22 protein-coding genes are annotated in these 23,597 nt (G+C 68.7%); 17 read left to right on the forward strand and 5 right to left on the reverse strand.

The features are described 5' to 3' along the window. The coding region (locus tag VHD82_RS28020; RefSeq protein WP_325710458.1) for a carboxyl transferase domain-containing protein at positions 1-1,291 on the reverse strand (1,291 nt) is incomplete at its 3' end. Positions 1,292-1,368: 77 nt separating this feature from the next. Further along, positions 1,369-2,157, reverse strand: a complete 789-nt coding sequence (locus VHD82_RS28025) for an SGNH/GDSL hydrolase family protein (protein ID WP_325710461.1) — start codon at positions 2,155-2,157, stop codon at positions 1,369-1,371. Positions 2,158-2,298: 141 nt separating this feature from the next. Here VHD82_RS28025 and VHD82_RS28030 point away from each other — a divergent pair, with 141 nt between their 5' ends. Together VHD82_RS28030 and VHD82_RS28035 are read left to right on the forward strand one after the other, a co-directional pair. Then, the gene (locus VHD82_RS28030; RefSeq protein WP_325710465.1) at positions 2,299-2,886 is read left to right on the forward strand and encodes a TetR/AcrR family transcriptional regulator; all 588 of its coding nucleotides are present in this window, start codon (positions 2,299-2,301) and stop codon (positions 2,884-2,886) included. Positions 2,887-2,995: 109 nt separating this feature from the next. Then, entirely contained in the window at positions 2,996-3,427 is a 432-nt protein-coding gene (locus VHD82_RS28035; RefSeq protein ID WP_325710530.1) for a hypothetical protein, read from the forward strand. Here the strand turns inward: VHD82_RS28035 and metX are convergent. Together metX and VHD82_RS28045 are read right to left on the reverse strand one after the other, a co-directional pair. Beyond that, positions 3,424-4,542, reverse strand: coding sequence for a homoserine O-acetyltransferase MetX (gene metX, locus VHD82_RS28040; protein ID WP_325710469.1), 1,119 nt, complete (start codon positions 4,540-4,542; stop codon positions 3,424-3,426). The genes VHD82_RS28035 and metX overlap by 4 nt on opposite strands. Continuing rightward, the gene (locus VHD82_RS28045) at positions 4,539-5,843 is read right to left on the reverse strand and encodes a bifunctional o-acetylhomoserine/o-acetylserine sulfhydrylase (protein WP_325710471.1); all 1,305 of its coding nucleotides are present in this window, start codon (positions 5,841-5,843) and stop codon (positions 4,539-4,541) included. Before VHD82_RS28045 ends, metX begins: the two co-directional genes overlap by 4 nt. 126 nt (positions 5,844-5,969) lie before the next feature. Here VHD82_RS28045 and rdmE point away from each other — a divergent pair, with 126 nt between their 5' ends. From rdmE to VHD82_RS28080, 7 genes are all read left to right on the forward strand, one after another. Then, complete coding sequence (gene rdmE, locus VHD82_RS28050) at positions 5,970-7,544, forward strand: aklavinone 12-hydroxylase RdmE (RefSeq protein WP_325710474.1); 1,575 nt, start codon at positions 5,970-5,972, stop codon at positions 7,542-7,544. Positions 7,545-7,553: 9 nt separating this feature from the next. Further along, complete coding sequence (locus tag VHD82_RS28055; protein ID WP_325710477.1) at positions 7,554-9,089, forward strand: PucR family transcriptional regulator; 1,536 nt, start codon at positions 7,554-7,556, stop codon at positions 9,087-9,089. Between the two features lie 20 nt (positions 9,090-9,109). Further along, positions 9,110-9,823, forward strand: a complete 714-nt coding sequence (locus tag VHD82_RS28060; protein WP_325710480.1) for an MOSC domain-containing protein — start codon at positions 9,110-9,112, stop codon at positions 9,821-9,823. A 68-nt stretch (positions 9,824-9,891) separates the two neighbouring features. Then, positions 9,892-10,335 (forward strand): hypothetical protein, encoded by a 444-nt coding sequence (locus VHD82_RS28065; RefSeq protein WP_325710483.1) that lies wholly within the window; start codon positions 9,892-9,894, stop codon positions 10,333-10,335. A 104-nt stretch (positions 10,336-10,439) separates the two neighbouring features. Then, a complete protein-coding gene (locus VHD82_RS28070) occupies positions 10,440-11,093 on the forward strand; it encodes a Crp/Fnr family transcriptional regulator (RefSeq protein ID WP_325710486.1) in 654 nt (217 codons plus the stop codon). Positions 11,094-11,188: 95 nt separating this feature from the next. Continuing rightward, positions 11,189-11,917 (forward strand): hypothetical protein, encoded by a 729-nt coding sequence (locus tag VHD82_RS28075; RefSeq protein ID WP_325710489.1) that lies wholly within the window; start codon positions 11,189-11,191, stop codon positions 11,915-11,917. Further along, the gene (locus VHD82_RS28080) at positions 11,914-13,914 is read left to right on the forward strand and encodes a hypothetical protein (RefSeq protein ID WP_325710492.1); all 2,001 of its coding nucleotides are present in this window, start codon (positions 11,914-11,916) and stop codon (positions 13,912-13,914) included. Before VHD82_RS28075 ends, VHD82_RS28080 begins: the two co-directional genes overlap by 4 nt. On the opposite strand, the gene VHD82_RS28085 is transcribed toward VHD82_RS28080, so the two are convergent. Continuing rightward, positions 13,900-14,820: a zinc-binding dehydrogenase gene (locus tag VHD82_RS28085; protein ID WP_325710495.1), complete on the reverse strand. Its 921-nt coding sequence runs from the start codon at positions 14,818-14,820 to the stop codon at positions 13,900-13,902. The two genes, VHD82_RS28080 and VHD82_RS28085, sit on opposite strands and share 15 nt — an antisense overlap. A 158-nt stretch (positions 14,821-14,978) precedes the next feature. On the opposite strand from VHD82_RS28085, the gene ald reads away from it, so the two are divergent. The 8 genes from ald (at position 14,979) to VHD82_RS28125 (ending at position 23,574) form a co-directional block, all read left to right on the forward strand. Then, positions 14,979-16,091 carry an alanine dehydrogenase gene (gene ald, locus VHD82_RS28090; RefSeq protein WP_325710498.1) on the forward strand — a complete coding sequence of 371 codons (1,113 nt, stop codon included), beginning with the start codon at positions 14,979-14,981 and terminating at the stop codon, positions 16,089-16,091. Positions 16,092-16,153: 62 nt separating this feature from the next. After that, positions 16,154-18,523 carry a PEP-utilizing enzyme gene (locus VHD82_RS28095; RefSeq protein WP_325710501.1) on the forward strand — a complete coding sequence of 790 codons (2,370 nt, stop codon included), beginning with the start codon at positions 16,154-16,156 and terminating at the stop codon, positions 18,521-18,523. An 88-nt stretch (positions 18,524-18,611) separates the two neighbouring features. After that, a complete protein-coding gene (locus VHD82_RS28100; RefSeq protein ID WP_325710504.1) occupies positions 18,612-19,127 on the forward strand; it encodes an adenylyl-sulfate kinase in 516 nt (171 codons plus the stop codon). Beyond that, entirely contained in the window at positions 19,124-19,879 is a 756-nt protein-coding gene (locus VHD82_RS28105; RefSeq protein ID WP_325710507.1) for a class I SAM-dependent methyltransferase, read from the forward strand. Before VHD82_RS28100 ends, VHD82_RS28105 begins: the two co-directional genes overlap by 4 nt. Next, positions 19,876-20,463, forward strand: coding sequence for a gamma-glutamyl-gamma-aminobutyrate hydrolase family protein (locus VHD82_RS28110; RefSeq protein ID WP_325710510.1), 588 nt, complete (start codon positions 19,876-19,878; stop codon positions 20,461-20,463). The genes VHD82_RS28105 and VHD82_RS28110 overlap by 4 nt, the downstream gene beginning before the upstream one ends. Then, positions 20,460-21,212, forward strand: coding sequence for a phosphocholine cytidylyltransferase family protein (locus tag VHD82_RS28115; protein WP_325710512.1), 753 nt, complete (start codon positions 20,460-20,462; stop codon positions 21,210-21,212). Before VHD82_RS28110 ends, VHD82_RS28115 begins: the two co-directional genes overlap by 4 nt. A 389-nt stretch (positions 21,213-21,601) precedes the next feature. Continuing rightward, a complete protein-coding gene (locus VHD82_RS28120) occupies positions 21,602-22,690 on the forward strand; it encodes an ABC transporter ATP-binding protein (protein ID WP_325710515.1) in 1,089 nt (362 codons plus the stop codon). Continuing rightward, complete coding sequence (locus VHD82_RS28125) at positions 22,690-23,574, forward strand: ABC transporter permease (RefSeq protein WP_325710518.1); 885 nt, start codon at positions 22,690-22,692, stop codon at positions 23,572-23,574. Before VHD82_RS28120 ends, VHD82_RS28125 begins: the two co-directional genes overlap by 1 nt. Positions 23,575-23,597 lie beyond the last annotated feature (23 nt).

Consider the following 23,597-nt stretch of genomic DNA (forward strand, 5'->3'; position numbering starts at 1 on the left):
AGGCCCGGCCGCACATCGCGTAGTTGCCGGCGCCGAACGACCCGCCGATGACGACGGTCAGCTTCGGCACCCGCGTCGACGCGACGGCGGTGACCATTTTCGCGCCGTTCTTGGCGATGCCGCCCGCCTCGTACTCGCGCCCCACCATGAAGCCGGAGATGTTCTGCAGGAACACCAGCGGGACGCCGCGCTGGTCGCAAAGCTCGACGAAGTGCGCACCCTTCACCGCGGACTCGCTGAAGAGGATGCCGTTGTTGGCGACGATCCCGACCGGATGGCCGTGGATGCGCGCGAAGCCGGTGACGAGCGTCGTGCCGTAGCCGGCCTTGAACTCGTGGAACCGCGACCCGTCGACGATCCGCGCGACGACCTCGCGCACGTCGTAGGGGGTGCGGGTGTCGGTCGGCACCATCCCGTAGAGCTCGGCGGGGTCCACCACCGGCTCCTCGGTGGGCAGGACGTCCCACGGCCGCGCAGCGCGTGGCCCCAGGGTGGCGACGATCGAGCGGACGATCGCGAGGGCGTGCGGGTCGTCGTCGGCGAGATGGTCGGTGACGCCGGAGACGGTGGAGTGCAGCTCGCCGCCGCCCAGCTCCTCGGCGGTGACGACCTCGCCCGTCGCGGCCTTCACCAGCGGCGGACCGCCCAGGAAGATCGTGCCCTGGTTGCGGACGATGACGGCCTCGTCGCTCATCGCCGGGACGTACGCCCCGCCCGCCGTGCAGGACCCCATGACCGCGGCGATCTGCGGGATGCCGAGGCCCGACATCGTGGCCTGGTTGTAGAAGATGCGCCCGAAGTGCTCGCGGTCGGGGAAGACGTCGTCCTGCTGCGGGAGGAACGCGCCGCCGGAGTCGACGAGGTAGATGCAGGGCAGCCGGTTGTCGGCGGCCACCTGCTGCGCCCGCAGGTGCTTCTTGACGGTGATCGGGTAGTAGGTGCCGCCCTTGACCGTGGCGTCGTTGGCGACGACCACGCACTCGCGGCCGGAGACGCGGCCGATGCCGGTGATGATCCCGGCGGCGGGCGCTTCGTCCCCGTACAGCCCGTTCGCGGCGAGCGGGGACAGCTCCAGGAACGGCGAGCCCTCGTCCAGCAGCGCGTCCACCCGGTCACGCGGGAGGAGCTTGCCGCGTTCCACATGCCGGACGCGGGACTTCTCCGGACCGCCGAGCCGGGCGGCCGCCAGACGTTTGCGCAGGTCCTCCACCAGCTCTGCATGCGCGGTGACGTTGCGCGCGTAGCCCTCGCTGCGCGGATCCGCGGTGCTGGTGAGCGTTGGTGTATCCATACCGCCCCACGTTAGTCGTCGTTAACCTCAGGCTCGATGTTAACGCTGACTAACGCGGGGTGTCCAGCGGTCCCGGTTCAGATGGCGGACTTGAACGTGGCGTAGTAGCCGGAGGACTGCCCGGTCGCCGTCGGGTGGTACGACTCGTCGATCGGGTAGGTCACGCTGTGCAGCCACGCCGAACCCGAGCAGATCTCGTGCCCGGTGAACACGGGGCGGACGTCGGCGAAGGTGAACCCTGCTTCCTTCGCTTCCTGCTGGATCACGGTGTCCAGCGCGTCCGCCCCACCGTTGATGTAGCCGCGCGAGGTGTCCGACAGCCCGACCGAGCAAGAGCCACCGATCTTGTAGAAGTGCGGGTACCCCAGCACCACCACCTCAGCATTGGGCGCCTTGCTCGCGATCGTCGAGTACACGTTGTCCAACAGGCCCGGCAGCGTGGTGTTGACGTAGTTCTCCGCGTTGGTCACGGCCGTTTTGCAGCCGGAGTCCCCGCCGAGGATGCAGTCCTCCATCACGCTGGAGAAGCCCGCGTCGTTCCCGCCCACGCTGATCGAGACCAGCGTCGTGCTCGAACTCAGCGCGCTGACCTGGCTGTTCAGCACATCGGACGTCTTCGCGCCCGAACAGGCCTGGAAGCTCAGCGAAGCCCCCGACGCCTTCGTGTACAGCTCCGGGTAGGCGTTGGCGCTGCGCTTGCAACTGCTCGAATCCAGATAGGACCCGGCGCCGACCCCCGAGGAGTAGGAGTCGCCGAGTGCGACGTAGTTGACGGTCGCCGCGTCGGCGACCCCGGCCAGGCCGAGCGCCGCGAGCGAGGCGACAGCGGCGACGGTCATCGTTTTCCACACTGCGGGGACGGACATGGCAGGGACCCCTTCTGTCAGTGATCAACCACATAAAGACATACCAGGGTTTTTTGCCACGCGGACCCCCGATTAGTAGGCGGTTCGGCGAAGAAAGCCGCAACGTTAGCGGTCGCTAACCTGACTCGATAGCATGGTTTCGTGTCGAGCCCTACCCCACTGGTCAACGGAACCAAGGCGAGCCGCCGCGAGCAGATCCTCGCCGCCGCGGCCGAACTGTTCGCCCGCCACGGGTTCCACGGCGTCGGGATCGACGACATCGGCGCCGCCGTCGGCATCTCCGGGCCCGCGCTGTACCGGCATTTCCGCAGCAAGGACGCCATGCTCGGGGAGATGCTCAGCTCGATCAGCCACTACCTGCTCGACGGCGGCTCGGCGCGCGCGGACGCCACCGAGGACCCCGAGCTGGTGCTGGACGAGCTGGTCGACTTCCACGTGAACTTCGCGCTCACCCAGCCCTCGCTGATCACGGTGCAGGAGCGCAATCTGGGCAACCTGACCGACGCCGACCGCAAACAGGTGCGCGCGCTGCAGCGCCGTTACGTCGAGGTCTGGGTCCGCGCGATTCGTGACGCCGTGCCGGGGGTGACCGAGCGGCGCGCCCGCTCGGCGGCACACGCCGTGTTCGGTCTGATCAACTCCACGCCGTACAACCGCTATCTGGATGACAGGGACCTGGCCGCTCTGTTGCGGCAGCTGGCGCTCGGTGCACTCCACGCGCTGGGCTGACTCACCCGTTGTTCGTACTAGCCCAAACCACGGGTCCCTGGTGTTTGATGGGTGGGTGAGCGACGAGCAGCGGGACCTCGTGACCAAGGCGCAGCGCGCCCTGGTCGCGATGCGGCTCGGCCGGGACGACGAAGCACTCGACCAGGTGTCGCCCTCGGCAACGGCCGAACCGGACCGGACAGCGGAGATGCGCGAGCTGATGATGCTGTTGTTCGGCGAATGCAGTTCGATGGTGTCGGTACTCGGCGATGGGGGCAGCGCGCCGGTGAAGGTCCAGGTCTTCGACGAAGCGGGCGAAGAGGTCCCCATCGACGAGGCCGACCCGCCGGTGCGCACGGCTGTGCGCACGCTGCTGGCCGAAGTGCACGGGAACACCGAAGCCGCCGAGGAACAGGTGGAGATCGCGCTCACCAGCGCCGCCCCGGACGAAGTGGACAGCCTGCTGCTGCAAGCGCTCCGTTGGACGATCCGCCTCTCCGCCGAATGCCTGGACCGCGATTTGCCCGTCACGGCCTGGGTCTACGACGCGCTGGCGGACTAGCTCAGCAGCCCCTTGATCAGCGCGGCCACCTGGGCGGTTTCGATCAGGAACGAGTCGTGGCCGTACGGCGACGTGAGCACGGCCGCGTCGCCGGCGCCCGGGATGGCCGCGGCCATGTCCTGCGACTGATACAGCGGGTACAGCCGGTCGCTGTCGACTCCGGCCACCACCGTGCGCGCCTTCACCCGGGACAACGCAGCGGCGATGCCGCCCCTGTCCCGGCCCACGTCGTGGTTGTTCATCGACTCGGTCAGCACCAGGTAGCTGTTGGCGTCGAAGCGGCGCACCAGCTTGTCGGCGTGATGGTCCAAATAGGACTCGACCGCATACCGCCCGTCCCCCTGCGGGCGGCGGCCGAAGCGTTGCGACAGCTCGGGCTCGCTGCGGTACGTCGCGTGCGCGATCCGCCTGGCCACGCCCAGCCCGCGGTGCGGTCCCTCGCCGGGCCCGGCGTCGTAGTAGTCGCCACCGCGCCAACCCGCGTCCCCCCGGATCGCGTGCAGCTGCGGGGAAGCCCACGCGATCTGGTCCGCCGAAGACGCCGCGGGCGCCGCGAGCACCAGCAACGATTCCACCCGATCGGGCAGGGTGACACCCCACTCCAGCGCACGCATCCCACCCATCGAACCCCCGAGCACGAGCGCCCAGCTGCCGATGCCCAGCGCGTCCGCGAGCACCGCCTCGGACACCACCTGATCGCGCACCGTCACGGCGGGAAACCTGCTGCCCCAAGGGTTTCCGTCCGGATCGGGCGAGGACGGGCCCGTCGATCCCTGGCAGCCACCGAGCACGTTGGGCACCACGACGAACAGCTCGTCGGTGTCCAGCGGGCGGCCGGGCCCGATCAGCCCGTCCCACCAGCCCGCCGTCGGATGGCCCGGCCCGGCCTCGCCGGCCGCGTGACTGTCGCCGGTCAGCGCGTGCTCGATCAGCACCGCATTGCTGCCGTCGGAGTTCAGCCTGCCCCAGCTCTCGTAAGCCAGCGCGAACCCGGGCAGCGTGCCGCCGGCCTCCAGCCGCAGAGACCCGTCGTGGCGGACCCATTGGCGCCGGCCAGGTGGGTCTCCCGCCCGCCACGCACCGGTGGCGGGCGGGAGATCCGATACTGCTGTCACAGAGCCGCCTTGGCGGCGCGGAACCCGGCCTCCAGGTCGGCTTTCAGATCCTCGATCCCTTCCAGCCCGACAGCGAGGCGCACCAGACCCGGCGTGACGCCGCTGGCGAGCTGCTCCTCGGCGGTCAGCTGGCTGTGGGTGGTGCTCGCGGGGTGGACGATCAGGCTGCGCACATCACCGATGTTAACCAGCTGGCTGTGCAGCTCGGTCCCGTCGACGAACTTCCGGCCCGCTTCGACGCCACCACGCAGGTCGAACGACAGCACCGCGCCGGCGCCGCCGGGCAGGTACTTCTGCGCCGCCGCGTAGTGCGGGCTCGACGGCAGGCTCGCGTAGTAGACCTTCTCGACCTCGTCGCGTCCCTCGAGCCATTCGGCCAGCGCCTTGGCATTGGACACGTGTCGTTCCACCCGCAGCGACAGCGTTTCGATGCCCTGCAGGATGAGGAAACTGTTCAACGGCGCGATCGCGGCACCGGTGTCGCGCAGCAGCTGCACGCGCGCCTTCGCGGCGTACGCACCGGGGCCGAGCGCCTCCCAGTACTTGAGACCGTGGTAGCTCGGGTCGGCCTCGTTGAAGCCAGGGAACCGCTCCGGGTACTTGCCGAAGTCGAACGTGCCGCCGTCCACGAGCAGACCGGCGATCGTGGTGCCGTGGCCGCCGAGGTACTTGGTCGCGGAGTGGATCACCACGTCGGCGCCGTGCTCGATGGGGCGCAACAGGTACGGCGTGGGCACGGTGTTGTCGACGACGAGCGGGACACCGGCCTCGTGCGCGACATCGGCGACGCCACGGATGTCGAGCACGTTGCTGCCCGGGTTCGCCAGTGTCTCGCCGAACAGCAGCTTGGTGTTCGGGCGGATCGCGGCGCGCCACTGCTCGAGGTCGTCCTGGTCCTCGACGAACGTGACCTCGATGCCGAGCTTGGGCAGCGTGTAGTGGAAGAGATTGTAGGTGCCGCCGTAGAGCTTCGGGCTGGACACGAAGTGGTCGCCGGAGTTGGCGAGGTTGAGGATCGCGGCGTTGGTGGCGGCAGTGCCCGAGGCGAAGGCAAGCGCGGCGACCCCGCCTTCGAGCGCGGCGACGCGCTGTTCGAGCACGTCCTGGGTCGGGTTGTTGATGCGGGTGTAGATGTTCCCGGCCTCGGCGAGGCTGAACAAGTCGGCCCCGTGCTGGCTGTCGCGGAACACATAGGACGTCGTCTGGTAGATCGGCGTCGCGCGGGCACCCGTGGCCGGGTCGGGTGCCGCGCCGGAGTGGATCTGTTTGGTCTCGAAGGACCACGCCTCGTTGCTCGTCATGGCGTCCGACGCTAGTCAGGCCGCAGGGCCACCCCAACATTTCCCAAGACGTGATACCCCTTGCCTGCCAAATCTCTTAGTAGCTAAGATTCCTAGACAGGGAGATTCACAGGGAAGGGGTAGATCATGCGGGAAGAGCAGGCGGAAGTGCTGGTGACCGGCGCGGGGCTCGGTGGGCTGAGCGCGTCGATGTTCCTGGCGCAGCAAGGCGTCGACGTGCTGACCGTCGAGCGGCATCCCGGCACGTCGCTGCATCCGCGCGCGTCCGGGCAGACGCCGCGCACGATGGAGCTGTACCGCTTCGCGGGCATCGACGAAGAGGTGCTCGGCGTCAGCAAGCGGGCGTCGCAGGGGTTGCGGATCACGATCGCGTCGAGCCTCGGCGGGCAGGTGTTCCACCGGTTGCTGCAGGACATGTCCGAGATCGACCTGAGCGCGGCCACCGGCACGCCGTGGGGAATGGCGGGGCAGGACGTCGTCGAGCCGATCCTGCTGGCGCGAGCCCAGAAGTTCGGCGCGGAGGTGCGGTTCTCCAGCAAGCTGGTGTCGTTCGAGCAGGACGAGGACGGGGTGACCGCGGTAGTCGAGCCGCGCGACGGCGAGCCGTACCGGGTGCGAGCGCAGTACCTCGTCGCGGCGGACGGCGGGCGCAGCGACATCCGGGAACGGCTGGGCATCGAGTGCACCGGGCGCGGTGGCATCGGGCATTCGATCGGCGTGGTGTTCGACGCCGATCTCGGCGAGCGGATGCAGCCGGACGTCACCGACCTCTATTACCTGCAGAATCCGCGGTTCACCGGCGCGATGGTGAACACCGACGTGCCCGGCCGGTATGTCTTCGCGGCCGACTACCACCCCGAGCGCGGCGAAACGGTGGCCGACTTCCCGGAGGAGCGGCTCGTGGAGCTGATCCGGGTGGCCACCGATCTGCCCGGGCTGGAGCCGCGGATCCGGTGGGTCGGGGCGTGGGAGATCGCGGCCAGGGTGGCGCGGGAGTTCCGTCGCGGGCGGGTTTTCCTGGTCGGTGACGCGGCGAAGGTGACCCCGCCGACGGGCGGGATGGGCGGCAACACCGCGGTCGGCGACGGGCACGACCTCGCGTGGCAGCTGGCGGCGGTGGTGCGCGGCGAGGCGGGCCCGGGCCTGCTGGACTCCTACGAACAGGAGCGCCGGCCGATCGCGCAGATGGTGGTCGACACTTCGCTGCACAACGCGAAGGAGCGGATGGCGCCGGACCTCGACCTGACCGGGGTCGGCGAGCCGGTGGACCAGCTGGGCATCGCGCTGGGCTTCCGCTACCGCTCGGCGGCGGTACTGATCGAGGACGACGACCCGAGCCCGGTCGAAAACCCGAACGAGCCCACCGGGCGCGCCGGATTCCGTGCGCCACATGTGCCTTTCGGCGCCGGACGGTCCACTGTGGACCTCCTTGGGCACGGCTGGGTGCTGCTGGCGAACGGCCCGGGCTGGCACGCGGCGGCGAACGAGGTCTCGGCCGAGACCGGGGTCGCCATCGCCTGCCACGAAGCCGGGGTGGACTTCGCCGACCCCGACCAGGTTTTCGCCGCCCGCTTCGGACTCGAACCCGGCGGCGCAAGCCTGATCCGCCCCGACGGCATGGTCGCGTGGCGCCGCCGGTCCGCCGTGGATGACAAGGCGGGCCTGCTGTGGGACGCGCTCGGGACGGTACTGGACCGATAAGCTGCGGAAATGGTTTCCGTGCAGAGCGTGGTCGACCGGGTCGGGCCCACGCTGCTGCACGCGGTCTGGCTGCCGGAGCAGTGCCCCGCGGTCTCGGATGTGGTGATCGCCGAGCCCGGGGCCACCGCCCAGGTCGCTGCGGGAGACCTCGTGCTCGGCGTCGCCACGCCGGACTCCATCGCGTTGATCCGGCACAGCGCCGGGCGCGGGGCGGCCGCTGTGCTGCTCAAGCCGCCGCTGGCCGCGAATGTGCGCCGCGCGGCGAAAGGCGCGGGCATAGCGTTGATCGAGGTGCGCGCGGCCGCCGCGTGGGCACAGCTCGTGTGGTTGCTGCGCACGGTTCTCGACGCGGTGGCCGACGAGACCGATGCGCTGGAGGACGGCGATCCGGGCTCGGGTGACCTGTTCCGGCTCGCCGACGCCGTCGCCTCGGTGGTCGACGCGCCGGTCACCATCGAGGACACCAACTCCCGCGTGCTCGCCTACTCCGCGCGCCAGGACCTCACCGACCCGGCGCGGGTGTCCACGATCATGGGCCGCCGGATCCCGGACGACGTGCTCGCCCGCTTCCGCTCGCGTGGTGTGTTCCGGGAGCTTTCCCGTGGCAGGCCAACGATTTTCGTGTCCGCGCAACGGGACGGCACACTGCCGCGGCTGATCGTGCCGATCCGGATGGGCGGCGAGCTCCTCGGCTCGATGTGGGCCGTGGTCACCGGCCCCGTGTCGGACGAACGGGCCGCCGCCTTCGCCGACACCGCTCCCGTCGTGGCCCTGCACCTGTTGCGCCGACGAGCACACGCGGATTCGCGGCGGCGCGCGTCGGCCGAGCTGCTGCGTGCGGTGCTGGACGGAAAAGTGGGGCCCCGCAAGGCGATCGCCGAACTGGATCTGACCGACGAGCCGCACCGGGTGGTCGTCATCGACACCCCTGGCGGCGACGCGCCGGACGGTGAAGGGCTGCGGTTGGCTTTGCTGGAACGGATTTCCCAGGGCATCGGCCGCCGCCCGGTGGCGACGGAGCTCGGCGGGCTGCTCTACGCGGTCGTGCCCGATGGCGATGGTGCCGGCACGTGGTCCGAACTGCGCGCCGCGCTGACGGAAAGGGGTGACACACAACGGATTGCCGCCGGTTCGCCGGTGGACATCGCCGAACTCGCCCGCTCCCGCACGGAAGCCGAGGAGACGCTGGGCGTGCTGCGCGCCGGGTTGCTGCCCGGCCGGATCGGCAGCTTCGACGACCTGTGGACGGCGCTGGTGCTGCACCGCTCCGCGACCGCTTCCGGGTCCGCCCGGGTGACCGAACTCGGCCCGTTGGAACGGCTACGCGGCTACGATCGCGCGAACCACACGCAGTATGTGGACACGCTCTACGAATGGCTGCGGTTCCCCGGCGATCCGCGCGCGGCGGCCGAGGCGTTGCGCATCCACCCCAACACCTTCCGCTACCGGATGCGGCGGTTGCTGGAACTGGTCCCGCTCGAACTCGACGACCCCGGCGTGCGGTTGGCGCTCATCAGCCAGTTGATCGTGCTTCGCTGGTCATGAGGCCCGTCTACCATGGTCACGTGTTCGAGGGATCCGTTGACCTGTTGTCCCGCTGGCCCGTCAAGTCGCTGCGTGGCGAGGACGTGCCTGCCGCGCGCTTTGACGAACGCGGCATGGTGGGCGATCGCGCGCACGCGCTGATCGACCAGCGGGAGAAGCGCGCGGGTCAGCGGCTCACCGTGCGGCAGAACGAGAAACTGTTGTCGTGGCACAGTTTCTACCGCGACGAGGACGAGCCGCCGACGCTGCGCGCGCCCGATGGCAAGGAATGGTCGTGGACCGATCCTGCCTTGCCCGCCACGCTGAGCGAGTCCCTCGGTTTCCCGCTGACGCTGCGCAGCGCCGACGGCCAGCAGGACCGCGGCCCGACGGTGCTGGTGACGATCGAGGCCTCCCGCCAGGCGCTGGAGGAGGAGCTGGCCGCGCCGGTCGAGCTGGCGCGCTTCCGGCCGAACCTGCACCTGTCGCTCGACGCGCCCGCGTTCGCCGAGGAGGAGTGGGGAGTCGGCACCACGCTCACGATCGGCGACGTCATCCTCGAAGCGGTCGGCGAACAGGCCGGCCCGTGCATCCGGTGCGCGGTGCCGAGCTGGGATCCCGCGGGGAAGGAGCGCTGGCCGAAGTTGCAACGCTGGCTGATCGAGCAGCACGAGAACAAGTTCGGTTTGATCATGCGCGCCACCCGCCCCGGCACCGTGCACGTCGGCGAACGGGCGTGGCTGCAGCCGGTGTAGCCATTCGGCCGATGCGGATCGGCCGCGAGCAGGAGCCGCCGCGGCGCTGAGCCCGGTTGACTCGCCACATGATCGAAAACCGGGTGGTACGCGCGGGCATCGGCGTGACGGCACTGTTCACCCTGGCAGGCTGCGGCCTGGCCGAGGGACTGACCGCAAGCTCGACCGGGCACGTGAAAACCGTCGGCTACGACACCGGCGCGGCAGGCAAGAACAACGACGACACCCGCCTGCCGGCCTGGATGCCGGACGAGGCACGATCGATCTCGGAAGCCATCCGCACCACCGGCACCGAACGCGTCCTGCGGATGCGCCTGGACGACCCGGCGCTCCTCGATTCCTGCCACGCCTCCCCGTCCCCGGCGAAACCGCCGACCCTGCCGGTCCCGTGGTGGCCGACCGACGAGCACACCAAAGCGACCCTGCTCTGCGACTCGGACTGGTACGTCAGTCTCGCGGGCACGACCGTGTACGCCTACCGGCCGGAGACGGTGCCCCAGTCATCGCAATGACACGGTTGGCGCGGCCGCACAGACGCGACGCACGCCGCTCGGCCGAAGAGGTGAACTGATCGGAAGTGAGCTCGGGGGCTAGCCGGGCTTGGCACCATGTGTGCGTGGTGGACCCGGCATTGGAACGAGCACGGCTTCGCCTTCGTGCGGCCGGACGGCGGATGAAATTCCGGCGTGGACAGACCTTGATGTCATTCGGTGAAAGCAGCGAGGATGTCCTGCTGATCGAGTCGGGATCGCTCAAGGTCGTACTCTCCGAGCGAAACGGGGCTCAAGTGGTCGCAGGGCCGTATGGCCCTGGGGAGCTCATCGGCGAACTGGGCGTATTGGAGCACCGTCCGCGAAGCGCGACGGTGATCGGGCACCACGGTGGTGCGGCAGTGCGCGTTTCGGCCCGCGCCTTCCGCGATCTCGTTGAGCAAGATCGCGACGTTCTCGTTCTGCTTAACGCCACGCTTCGTGCCAGGCTGCACAACGCCGACCGGCGGCAGCTCGCGATCGCGTCGCAGGACGTGACAACCCGGGTCGCGGCACAGCTGCTGGCCTGGGCACACGCGTTCGGCGATCGCGTCGGCGACGAGATCGTGGTCAGCGGCATCGTCCAGGGCGACCTGGCGAAAGCCGTGGTCGCTTCGAACAAGTCGGTCGATGCCGCGCTCAAAACGCTGCGAGGGAAGGGACTCCTCAGAACAGGCAGGCTGCGTTACGTCCTACCCGACGCGGACTCGCTCGAAGTCTTCCTTCGGGATCGAAATTGATGTTCCGGCATGCAGCATCTCCCTGATTTCAGGTAGAAGGACACTCCCCGCGCACCGCACACTCTGTCATCAGGGATCGACGAGCAGGAGGGGCGATGGATCTGCTGCCGGAGACGAGGACATTACTGGGAATCGACGTCATCGCATCGGCGACGAATCCCGGCTACCACCTCAACGCACTATGGCAGACGCTGTCGGAAATTCTCGACACCGCTCTTCGGGAAAGCAGTATCCATCCCGAGGAAGTACTGGAAAACGAGCATACGGGCGACGGCTCTCTCTACACCTTCCCGAGCCGTGACCTTGGGCTCGTCCTAGACCTCAGCCAACGGGTGGACCAACTCGCCGCCGAACACAACCGTTGGCGAAAACCGGAAATCAGGATGCGGATCGCAGTCGATGTCGGCGCAGTCGGTGACTCGCGCGGCTACTACTCACCCAAAATATGGCGAAGCCGTCTGCTCAATTCACAAGCTTTTAAAGATATCGTCGAACATTGTATCCAGGAAAGGCCGGATGGGTCGGTGAGCAGCGGGCTGATCGTATCCTCAACCGCGTTCCGGGAAGCGTTTGGCGGCAACTACACGAGGGTCGTCAGGCAGGCCGAATTCGCGGAAATCAAGGTCGATAAAAAGGAATACCACGAGCCCGCCTGGGTGCGCGTACCCGGCTTCGACGCACGAAGTCTCGGAGTACTCGCCCGCGAAACGGTGGAGCCTGAAAGGCCGGGCTCGGTCCGCAACGTCGTCCACGGCAGCATGCAGAACAGTGTTCAGGCAGGAACCGTCCACGGCGGTATCCATCTCGGACCGAGCACGTCATGACCGAGACGCCCGCGACACCGAGTGAAAACAAGGTCGAAGGCGACGCAACAGGAAGCGCGCAGACCAGAGACGTACACGGAGATCTTTCTGTCACCTCGATCTTCAACTCGATCCACCCACCCGAGCGCGAGGCTCTGGCCTGGCAACTCAACGACGACGAAAGCGCTGAACTACGCGAGCGCTTCGTCACCCCGGACGGCTACGACCAGGCAAAAACGATCCTGCGAAACCGTTCGGTCGTCCTCCTGCACGGCTCGGGCTCGGGCAGGACCACGACCGGGCAACGTCTGCTGCTCGACCTCGGTTGCGCCCGGATCGTCCATCTCGACGACGCACGTTCCCTCGCAAGTTTCCGGGAAAAGGAGCTGCGGGAGCAAGACGGCTACCTCTGGCACTCGACCGGACCGGGCGCCATCCCGATCCGCGACGCCGATTTCATGCAGGCCGTGAACCTGGTCCGCGGGAAGTCCTGTCGTCTGGTCATCGTGCTCAACGGGCCGAACGAGGTCCCCCAGGCCGCCAGCGGTTTCGTCGTGGGCGTCAAACCGCCGGAACCGCTCGAAGTCGCCGAAGGCGTGATCCGGTACCGCCTTGGCACCCGCTCCGAGGACTGCGTGACGATCCTGCGCGACAAGCTGTCGGCCAAGCTGACCGTTGGAGACCCACCTGGGAAAGCGGTCCACGCGGGTGAATTGGCCATCGAGATCCTCGCCGACCCCGCCGTCGAAGAGGACGCGCTCCACAGGCTGGACGAGGACGTCGACCGCACCATCGCCGGTCTCGTCGAAGACTGGTGGTCGACCGTCGAGTACACGATGTTCCTCGCCGTCGCGCTGCTGGAGGGTAAACCGTTCGACCGCGTCGCGGAACTGGCGGTGAAACTGGACGCCCTCGTCCGCGATGCCGAGTCGACCGGCGAGAAACCCCTTCGTCCACGGCGGGTATTTTCCAAGCCGAAGGACGAACTACTTCGGACCATCAAGGCCACGACCGTCGAACGAGATCATCCGATCCATCCAGGTCTGCGAGAACAGACGGTCCGCTTTGAACGCCCGGACTGGGCGCAGGCCGTCCTCCGCCGCTACTGGGGGCAATACCATCTCGACCACAACCTGCTCCTGAATTGGATGTGTGAGGCCGACGAACACGAAGCCGCGGTCAAAGCGCTGTGTACGGTCATCGTGGACGTACCTGCACACGAGCCGCTGAGAACGGTGCACAAACTGGCCGGACACCAATCCTTGTGGCGTCGGATGCTCGCGGCCGCGACCCTGAACCGCCTGAGTGAAGAGCACAATCTTCGCGAGCTGGTTGAGCAAACGCTCAGCGACTGGGTAAGCGGAAACGTCAAGAGCCGCCTGGCGACGGCCGCACTGGTGTATGGCCACCGGTTCGCGCGGGAACCCGAAACCGCACTCGAACAGCTCACCGAGATCGCCCGCACGGAAAGCTTCCGGGTCAAGAACGCGGTCATCGCGATGATGCTGGTGATCATGTCCGAGCCCGCGCATCGCAACCTCGGGGTCAAGGCCGTGCTCGCCTGGCTCACCGACCGGCGGTCACGTCGCGAGCGCGACAACCTCCCCCGGGTCGCCGCCGACCTGACCTTGTGGCTTCTGGGTCTGTATTCGGACAATGGGACCGACCTCATCGATGCCGATGAGATCACGCGGGAGTATCCCGAAGAATTCCGGCAACTCACCTGGCAGGTGGCGCTGGACCCGACACACGGCCCGCTCCTGCTCTCGGCGTTGTACAACCGGACCGAACGGAGCACGTTCAACGCCGGCGGCAAGAAGAGACGCAAAAGCCAGGATGAACTGCTGCGCGTGGTCACCCTGCTGGAGCCGGACCTGCGGTTCTGGCGCCGGCTCCCAGGCATGCTCCTGCTTCGCCATCGCCACCCGATCCGGCGAGCGATGATCTGGGAGATATTCCGCTCGGCCCGGGAAGTGCAGCTGTCCCGGCAAGCGGGCGAGCCCTCAGACGATCAATAGCGTCTTCCCGATCGTCCGCCGGGACTCGATCGCGCGGTGGGCCTCGGCCGCCTCTTCGAGCCGGAAGCGTTGTCCGACAACAGGTTCCACCTCGCCCGCGGCGGCGAGCCGAAGGATCTCCGCAGTCCGCTCGCGCAGCTCCTCCGGTGTGCCGAGCGGCCCGCGGTGAACCTGCACGCCGCGGTCCTCGTCGACCGGAGTCCAGGCGCCGCTCACGAGCCCGTAGCTGAAGAACCGGCCGCCTTGCCGCGTCAGCGCGAAGGCGGCGCGGCCGATTTCCCCGCCCACACCGTCGAAAACGACATCCACCGGGTCCACTGTGGACGACCAGCCCGGAACGCTGTAGTCCACCGGCACCGCGCCGAGATCCCGCACCACCTCGGTCTTCCTGGCGCCGCCCGCCGCGCCGAGCACCGTCGCCCCCGCCGCGCGGGCGAGCTGCACCAGGAGGGTGCCCACGCCACCGGCAGCCGCCTCGACCAGCACCCGCTCCCCCGGCTGGATCCCGGCCGCGTGGATCAGCGCCATCGCGGTCCGCCCGTCCGCGAGCAGCGCCACGGCGTGGCTGAGCGCCAGCCCGGCCGGCACGACGAACGGGGCCGACGCGGGCACCACCACCCGCTCGGCATACCCGCCGGACCCGCTCAGGCTCGTCACCACGCGCTCGCCGAGCAGGTCCCCGTCGGCGCCGCCGATGACCACGCCGCCGACCCCGTTACCGGGGATGACCGGCAGCTGCGGGCTGAACGGCCCCGGCCCGCCCGCGCGCAGCTGCGTCTCGACGAACGTGATGTTCGCGTAGGCCACGTCGATCAGGACCTGTCCCGGCCCCGGCTCGGGATCGGGGGCCTCCCCGGCCAGCAGCATCTCCGGCCCGCCGAACTCCTTCAACCACACAGCTCGCATGCGGCAGATCCTGCACTCTCCAGTTAGCTGGAGGTCAATCCCTTGTCGTGCGCACACCACTGAAAGGCGGCAGGATTGTCTTGCGCACACGATGACACCGCCATCCGAGTGGTTCACCGTGGTCGGTACCACGCCCGATCCGTCCGCAGGAGGCAGCCTTGCGTATCGCCGTTCCCCGTGAGATCAAGAAGCACGAGTACCGGGTGGCGCTGACTCCGGCCGGCGTCCACGAACTGACCCAGCACGGGCACCAGGTGTTCGTCGAGGCCGATGCCGGCGTCGGGTCGGCCATCACCGACGACGAGTACGTCGCGGCCGGCGCGAAGATCCTCGCGACCGCCGACGCCACCTGGGCGGAGGGCGAGCTCGTGCTCAAGGTGAAGGAGCCCATCGCCGAGGAGTACCACCGGCTGCGTGCCGGCCAGGTGCTGTTCACGTATCTGCATCTGGCCGCCGACCGCCCGCTGACCGAGGCGTTGCTGGCTTCGGGCACCACCGCGATCGCCTACGAGACCGTGCAGCAGCCCACCGGCGCGCTGCCGCTACTCGCGCCGATGTCGGAGGTCGCGGGCAGGCTCGCACCGCAGGTCGGGGCGTACTCGCTGATGAAGCCCGGCGGCGGGCGCGGTGTGCTGCCAGGCGGGATTCCCGGGGTACACCCTGCGCGCGTCGTCGTGATCGGCGGCGGCGTTGCCGGGCTCAACGCGGCGCGGGTCGCGCTCGGCCTCGGGTCGGACGTGGAGATCCTGGACACCAACGTGGACCGGTTGCGCCGGATCGACCAGGACTTCGGCGGCCGCATCCGCACGGTCACGTCAAACGCGTTCGCCGTGGAGCAGGCCGTGCTGGAAGCCGATCTCGTCGTCGGCGCGGTGCTCGTCCCCGGTGCGCGGGCGCCGAAGCTGGTGTCCAACGAACTGGTCGCGCGGATGAAGCCGGGCAGCGTGCTCGTGGACATCGCGATCGACCAGGGTGGCTGTTTCGCGGATTCGCGGCCGACCACGCACGACGAGCCGACCTACCAGGTGCACGAGTCGGTTTTCTACTGTGTCGCCAACATGCCGGGCGCCGTGCCGCGCACCTCCACGTACGGCCTGACAAACGTGACGCTGCCGTATGCCGTGCAGCTCGCGGAGCACGGCTGGCAGGCGGCGTTGCGCGCGGACGAGTCCCTCGCCAAGGGCCTCAATGTCCACGACGGAAAGCTCACCAACGAGCCGGTCGCGACCGCGCATTCGCTCCCGCACCAGCCGGTGTCCGCCGCGCTCTGAACCGGTTCCCGGGTTGAACACGCATCTACCTGAGCACCCGAACCGCGGGTTAACTTCAGTTGATGCGCGGGGAAATCACCAGCGCCAGGGCATTCGAGTTCGGCACGAAATCGGAAACCCTCGCGCGACTTTCGGCTCTGGTCCATTCGGCGATCGTGCTGCCATTGGTCTCCTTCACCGTGGCGGAGTGGCAGCACGATCCCGAAGCGGTACTGGCGAAAATCCGCCGGAAACCGTGGGTGGCCGACCCGCTCGTGGTCCGCAGCAGCGGTCGCGACGAGGACCAGTCCACATTCTCCAACGCCGGCCGGTATCTGTCCGAAACGGACGTTCGCGGCCAGGACGAACTCGTCGACGCGATCGGCAGGGTGGTCGCGTCCTACGACGTTTTCCGGCCCAACAACCAGGTTTTCGTGCAGCCGCAGCTGGAGAACGCGCTCGCCAGCGGAGTCGTCTCGTCCTGTGAGCCCAGCTGCGGCGCGCCCTACCGGGTGGTCAACTGGGCCGACGGTCCGGATACCGCGGCAGTCACCTCGGGTCGCGCCACCGTGCGCACCTGGTATTTCCTCGACGAGGACGCGCCGCGCCCGCCGGTGCCGTGGCTGACCCGGATTCCCGATCTGGTCAAGGAACTGGAACAGCTGAGCCGCCGGCCGTTCGAATTCGAATTCGGCGTCGCCGAGGACGGCACGCTGGTGTTGTTTCAGATGCGCCTGCTCGCGAAACCGGGAAAGCCGGTGCCGCGCCGTCGCCACCGGGAAGCCGTCGCCCAGTGCCGTGCGCGGCTGCACCAATTGCGCCAGGCGCCCACGCCCGCGCTCGGCCCGGACACGGTTTTCGGCGTGATGCCGGACTGGAACCCCGCCGAGATGATCGGCATCCGGCCACGCCCGCTCGCGCTTTCCTTGTACCGCAACCTGATCACCGACGAGATCTGGGCGGAGTCCCGGCACCGCTACGGCTATCGCGACCTGCGCGGCGCGCCGCTGCTGATCGACCTGCACGGCCTGCCCTACATCGACACGCGCGCCAGCTTCAGTTCGCTGGTGCCCGCGTCCGTCCCGGACGCCACGGCCGAACGGCTCGTCGGGAGTTATGTGCAGAAACTGCGCGAAAACCCGCATCTGCACGACAAGATCGAGTTCACCATCGCGCTGTCGTCCTACCATTTCACCATCACCGAGCGTGCCGCCGAACTGGTGCGCTCGGGAGTGCTGTCCCCGGCCGAGTCGTCGGAGCTGGTCACCTCGTTGCGGCACGTCACGGCCCGCATGATGAGCGGCATCGGGCCGTACCGGCGCGACCTCGCCGAGATCGAGCAGCTCCGGCGGCTCCCCTTGCACCGCCCGGAAACGTTCCGTCCCAAGCGGATCGCCGCGCTCACGCATCTGTGCAAACGCGCCGGGACGCTGCCGTTCTCCGGGATCGCGCGGGCCGCGTTCGCCGCGACGAGCATCGTACGCAGCATGGTCGAACTGGGCGTGCTCTCCGCGGAGGACGCAGATGCGCTGCTGAGCAGTTCGCAGGTGACCAGTTCGGCGCTGCAGAAGGATTTCGCCGACCTGAGCCGCACCGCTTTCCTGCGCCGGTACGGGCATCTGCGGCCGGGCACCTACGACATTCTGTCCCCACGCTACGACGAGGACCCGAGCCGCTACTTCGACTGGTCGCGGCCCGCCGCGAACGTGACAGGCCCACCGGGATTCCTGCCGGCCGTCGCGCAGATGCGGGAGATCCGGCGGCTGATCGCCGAACACCGGCTGCCCGGCAACGCGCACGAACTGCTCCGGTTCATCGTGCAGAGCGTCGCGGCGCGCGAGTACGCCAAGCTGCAGTTCTCCCGCGTGGTCAGCGAAATCCTGTTCGACGCCAAGCGCGCCGGTGAGTGGCTCGGACTCGGTCCGGACGACATGTCCTACGCCCGGATCGAAGATCTGTGCGCACTCACCGGCGACCACCGCAGGGACCGCGCCACGCTGTGCGCGGCGATAGAAAGTGCGAGGTACCAACACGAAATCACCGAAACCCTGTGTGCCCCGGTGGTGTTGTCCGAACCGGACGAGCTCGTCTCGTTCGCGGCCATGGCCGACGAGGCGAACTTCGTGACGCAGGGCCGGGTCATCGCGCCGATCGCGGATGTGTCCGCGGGCGACGACCCGGCGGGGTCCATCGCGATGATCGCCGCCGCCGATCCCGGCTACGACTGGATCTTCACCCGCGGTATCGCCGGATTGATCACCGCCTTCGGCGGGGCGAACTCGCACATGGCGATCCGCGCGCTGGAGCTGGGCATCCCGGCCGCGATCGGGGTGGGCGAAGCCGAGTTCACCCGGCTGCTGCGAGCGGACGTGCTGGAGGTGGACGCGGCGAGCAAGCTCGTCCGGCCCAGCGCGGGCGCCGGGCTGCGGCTACGTGAGACGGGGGCTGCATGAGGACTGCTTGCAGGTCCGAATCATCAGACGCCATGCCGGCCGACGCACAGACACTGCCGCGGCTCGCCGCGTCCGACAAGGAGGCCGCATGACGGCGGGCCCGGTCGTGTGGATCACCGGGCTGTCCGGGGCCGGGAAGTCCAGTGTGGCCGGGGAACTGACCGGACGGCTGCGCCGCGACGGCCATCACCCGATCCTGCTCGACGGCGACGAGCTGCGTGCCGCGCTCGGCACGTCGTCGGCCTTCACCGGCGAGAGCAGACGCCAGCTCGCCACGACCTACGCCCGGTTGTGCCGACTCCTGTGCGGACAGGGACACATCGTGGTCTGCGCGACCATCTCGCTGCGGCACGAGATCCACGACTGGAACCGCAAGAACCTGTCCCGCTACGTCGAGGTGTTCCTCGACGTGCCGCTGACCGAACTGCGCGACCGCGACCCGAAGGGCATCTACCGCGCCGGCACCGACATCGTCGGGCTCGGGGTGGACGCCGAGTTCCCGGTCGCGCCCGATCTGCACATCCACAACCACGGAGCCACCTCCGCCAGGCAAGCGGCGGAGAAACTGTACGAATTCTGCGCGCGGAAAGGCATGTGGCGATGAAAACCCAGTGGGACTACACGGATCTGGCGAGCACCTACTCGCTGCGCCCGCAGTACGCGGCGGAGGCGGTCGACAAGATCGTCGCGCTCGCGGGCCGGGCGCAACCGTGGGTCGCCGACCTCGGGGCCGGCACCGGGCACCTCACCCTCGACCTCGCCGCGCGGGGCTGCCTTGTCGACGCGGTCGAACCGAACGAGGCGATGGCGACGATCGGGAAGCAGCGCACCGCACATCTGGGCGAGGTGCGCTGGTTCACCGGCACCGGCGAGGAAACCGGCCTGCTGGGCGGCGCCTACGACCTGGTCACCTACGGCTCGTCGTTCAACACGATGGACCGCCCTGCGGCGCTTCGCGAGGCCGCGCGGCTCGCCGGCCCGCGCGGGCACCTCGCGTGCGTGTGGAACCACCGCGACCTGTCCGATCCGTTGCAGGCGGAGATCGAGTGCCTGATCCGCAGCCGGATTCCGGACTACGCCTACGGTTCCCGTCGCCAGAACCAGGCCCCGGTGATCGACGCGAGTGGCCTGTTCGGTCCGGCGGAGGCGGTGACCGAAAAGGTCTGGCACCGGGTGCGCGCGGCGGACTGGGTCGCGGCGTGGCGTTCGCACGGCACGTTGCAGCGGCAGGCCGGGCCGTTGTTCCCGGAGCTGGTCGACCGGATCGAGGACCTCGTCGCGTGCAGTGGGCAGGACCCGGTGGAGGTGCCCTACCTGACCGTCGGCTGGCTGGCGCCGCGGCGGGAAATGGCGTGACGCGACCGGACGTCGTCGGGGTCACCCAGCGGGTCGTGGACTGCGCACACGGCGAGACCCGGCTCGCGCTCGACGTCCGGTGGGCCGGTTTTCTCGACGCCTGCGGTCTGGTCGCCGTGCCCTTGCCGCTCGATCCGGAGCTGGCGGTGCGGACGATGCGGCGGACCGGATGCGGTGGGCTGGTGCTGACCGGCGGCGACAGCATCGGCAGCCGGCCCGCCCGCGACCACCTCGAAACGGAACTGCTGCGCTTCGCGGTGGACAACGCCTTGCCGGTGGTCGGGGTGTGCCGCGGGATGCAGTTGTTGTTGCACGCCTTCGGATGCGAGCTACGCCGGGTCGAGGGCCACACCGCGACGACGCACCCGCTGACCGGACTGCTCGGCGGCCGGGTGGTGAACAGCTTCCACGACTGGTCGGTGCTGAACGCCCCACCGGAGTTCGAGGTGACCGCCCGGCACGGCGCGGTCGTGGAGGCCGTCCGGCACCGGGCGGCCCCGCTGACCGGGATCATGTGGCATCCGGAGCGGGCGGCGGTGGCGGCCGAGGATGTCGCGCTGTTCGAGGAGGCGTTGACCGGATGAGGGCGGTGATCCTGTCCGCGGGCCGGGGCAGCCGGATGGGCTCGCGGACCGACGACCGGCCGAAGGCGTTGCTGGAACTGGCCGGGCGCTCGCTGCTGGACCGCCAGGTGGCCGCGCTGCGCCAAGCCGGCGTGGAGGACGTCGCGGTGGTGACCGGTTGGCAGGCCGAGGCCTTCGCCGATCTGCCGTTGCGCCGTTTCCACAACCCGGACTGGGCGAGCTCGACCATGGTGGGCTCGCTGGCCTGCGCCGACGACTGGCTCAGCAGCGGCCCGGTCCTGGTGAGCTACGGCGACATCGTCTTCGGCCCGGCGACCGCCCGCGCTCTGGCGCGGCATCCGGGTGATCTGGTGGTGGCCTACGATCCGGCCTGGCTGACGCAGTGGTCGGCGAGGTTCGGGAATCCGTTGGCGGATGCCGAATCCTTCCGGCTGGCCCCGGCGGGCTTGGTGCGGGAGATCGGCGGAACGCCGGGCTCGGTCGCGGAGATCGAAGGCCAGTACCTCGGCTTGCTGAAGTTCGAACCACCAGGCTGGCAAGCCCTGCTTTCCGCGCTACAGACGGCAATCCGGTTGAACACGAGACAAGACACCACGGGACTCTTGCAGGATTTGATCACCCAAGGCGGCCTCGTACATGCGGTGCCCACTGAGTCCCCATGGCACGAGTTCGACCACCCCACAGACATCGCGGCAGGCACCGAGGTCCTGAAGACTCTCGACCGAACTCTGTTCGTACCACCACCCTGACCGCCCCACGCGCACCTACTCACCCACCACGATGGGGGTCCAGGGGGCGAAGCCCCTTGGCGGGCGTTTGGGGGTCCGACCCCCAAAAGCAATGGCGACGTTGGGCGCCGATGCGAGCGCGTCCAGAGGACGCGCGAATAGGGGCGGCCCGCTCAACCAGCCTGGGGGTCACTGGGAGCGGGCCGCCAAGAACTAGCTTAGGCGGTAAGTAGCCGGTTCGCTGCATGGGGCCCCTGTTTTGCTGGAAATACTTCTTCACGGCTCGTTGTCCGATCTCGTGATTCAGCGACGGAGAGTGACCTTCGCCCCGCCACCCCCGCGTAGTGGCTGGATAGGGCAGGATGTCCGCTGCGCCGAGTTCACCCATTCGCCGGATCGAGGGGGGAAGTATGCAGAACGACGGCAGCGGACGCATCGTGGTGCAGAACCTGAGTAAGACGTTCGGGCCCGTGGCCGCCGTACAGAATCTGAGCTTTGTGGTGGAGCCGGGGTCGGTGACCGGGTTCCTCGGGCCGAACGGCGCGGGCAAGACGACGACGCTGCGGATGGTGCTGGGGCTGGTGACCCCGACGTCGGGAACGGCCACCGTCAGCGGGCTGACCTACGACAAGCTGGGTAATCCGGCGCGGGTTGTGGGTGCGGTGCTGGAGAACGAGGGGTTCCACCCGAAGCGGACCGCGCGCAATCACTTGCGGGTGTACGCCTCCGCGATCGGGATGCCGGATCAACGGGCGGACGAGGTGCTGGCACTGGTCGGGTTGTCGGGTGCGGCGAACCGGAAGCCGGGCGGGTTCTCGCTCGGTATGCGGCAGCGGCTCGCGCTGGCGACCGCACTGCTGGGCAACCCGCAGGTGCTCGTGCTCGACGAGCCCGCGAACGGTCTGGACCCCGAAGGCATTCTGTGGCTGCGCAACTTCCTGCGCGCCTATGCCAGGGAAGGGCGCACGGTGCTGGTGTCCTCGCACCTGTTGTCCGAGGTGGAGCAGACCATCGACAACGTGGTGATCATCAGCGCCGGGGTGACCCGCTACTACGGTTCGCTCGATCAGTTGCGCGGCAGCCAGCAGAGCCGGGTGCTGGTCCAGGCCGCCGATCCTTCGGCACTGGTCAAGTCGTTGCAGGAGGCCGGTTACACGCAGGTGGAACCGACGCCCGACGGCCGGGTGGCGGTGCTGGGCGCGACGCGGCAGCAGATCGGCGATCTGGTGGCGAAGTCGGGACTGGCGGTTTACGGGATGGAAGAGGAGCGGGCCGATCTCGAGCGCCTTTTCTTCCAGCTGACCAACGGCCAGTACACCGGCGCCCCGCACTACGCGCAGCAGCAACCACCGCAGCCGCCGCCGGGTGGCTGGGGCGGGCCGCCCCCAGGGCCTTATCAACAGCAGCCCTATCAACAGCCTTACCAGCAGCCGTACCAAACGCCGCCGGGTGGATACCAGCAGCCGGGGCCGCAGCAGGGTTGGGGAGGTCAGCGCTGATGGGCAGGCTGATTGTCGCGGAGTTCCGCAAGACGCTCACCACCAAGAGCTGGTGGGGCCTGATGATCCCGGCGGTGGTGCTGGCATTGGGCTTCGCCGCCGGCTGGGGCGCCTTCGCCAACGAGGTCGGCGACGTGCTGGACAGCGACCAGACGCAGGCGATCGCCGACGCGCTGGGCATCCAGACCGGCGATCTGCCGATGGGCCTGCTGGCGATCGGACACGGGATCAACGTCGGGCTCACGTTCCCGGTGATCTTCGGGGTGTTCGCCCTCGCCGGTGAGTACAGCAAGAAGACGATCACCACCACGTTCCTCACCGCGCCCAACCGGGTGTCGGTACTGACCGCGAAGATGATCACCTACATCCTGTGGGGCGCGATCTACGGGCTGATCCTCGCCGCGGTGTCCAGCCTCGGCATCGCGATGACCGTGGACAGCAACCGGCTGCCGACGTCGGGCCAGTGGCTCGGCGTGCTCGGCGCGAGTGTGCTGGCCGGGATACTGGCGACGCTGTTCGGCATCGGGGTCGGCGCCGTCTGGAACAGCGTGGTCGGCAGCGTGGTCACCCTCACGATCTACCTGCTGGTGATCGAAAACGTGCTGGTGCTGCTGTTCTACGGGCTGTGGCGGGTCGACTGGCTGGGCGGGATCCTGCCCAACGGCACGATGAACGGGATCGTCGGCGCGATCGGGGCACAGGCGTTCGGCGCGGCCGGGGTGAAGGTGCCCGGGCTGGATTCCGAGGCCCAGTGGACGCTGCAGTACGTGGCCGGTGCGCCGGGCGCGTTCTCGTGGTGGGCCTCGGCGCTGATCTTCTTCGCGTGGACGATGGTGTTCTTCGGCGCCGGCTGGGCAGCCAACCAGCGCCGCGACATCACGTGAGCCCTTCACGGCGGCGGCGCATA

Source organism: Amycolatopsis sp. (genome assembly GCF_035546795.1).
GTDB lineage: Bacteria > Actinomycetota > Actinomycetes > Mycobacteriales > Pseudonocardiaceae > Amycolatopsis_E.

Coding starts and splice junctions, on each gene's coding strand:
- VHD82_RS28045 (WP_325710471.1), bottom strand. CDS start 5,843: ATGACGAGCAACGAGGCGTGGTCCTTCGAGACCAAACAGATCCACTCC.
- VHD82_RS28085 (WP_325710495.1), bottom strand. CDS start 14,820: ATGCGAGCTGTGTGGTTGAAGGAGTTCGGCGGGCCGGAGATGCTGCTG.
- VHD82_RS28115 (WP_325710512.1), top strand. CDS start 20,460: ATGAGGGCGGTGATCCTGTCCGCGGGCCGGGGCAGCCGGATGGGCTCG.
- VHD82_RS28095 (WP_325710501.1), top strand. CDS start 16,154: ATGCGCGGGGAAATCACCAGCGCCAGGGCATTCGAGTTCGGCACGAAA.
- VHD82_RS28025 (WP_325710461.1), bottom strand. CDS start 2,157: ATGTCCGTCCCCGCAGTGTGGAAAACGATGACCGTCGCCGCTGTCGCC.
- VHD82_RS28105 (WP_325710507.1), top strand. CDS start 19,124: ATGAAAACCCAGTGGGACTACACGGATCTGGCGAGCACCTACTCGCTG.
- VHD82_RS28075 (WP_325710489.1), top strand. CDS start 11,189: ATGGATCTGCTGCCGGAGACGAGGACATTACTGGGAATCGACGTCATC.
- rdmE (WP_325710474.1), top strand. CDS start 5,970: ATGCGGGAAGAGCAGGCGGAAGTGCTGGTGACCGGCGCGGGGCTCGGT.
- VHD82_RS28125 (WP_325710518.1), top strand. CDS start 22,690: ATGGGCAGGCTGATTGTCGCGGAGTTCCGCAAGACGCTCACCACCAAG.
- VHD82_RS28035 (WP_325710530.1), top strand. CDS start 2,996: ATGCGGCTCGGCCGGGACGACGAAGCACTCGACCAGGTGTCGCCCTCG.
- VHD82_RS28120 (WP_325710515.1), top strand. CDS start 21,602: ATGCAGAACGACGGCAGCGGACGCATCGTGGTGCAGAACCTGAGTAAG.
- VHD82_RS28065 (WP_325710483.1), top strand. CDS start 9,892: ATGATCGAAAACCGGGTGGTACGCGCGGGCATCGGCGTGACGGCACTG.
- VHD82_RS28080 (WP_325710492.1), top strand. CDS start 11,914: ATGACCGAGACGCCCGCGACACCGAGTGAAAACAAGGTCGAAGGCGAC.
- VHD82_RS28100 (WP_325710504.1), top strand. CDS start 18,612: ATGACGGCGGGCCCGGTCGTGTGGATCACCGGGCTGTCCGGGGCCGGG.
- VHD82_RS28055 (WP_325710477.1), top strand. CDS start 7,554: ATGGTTTCCGTGCAGAGCGTGGTCGACCGGGTCGGGCCCACGCTGCTG.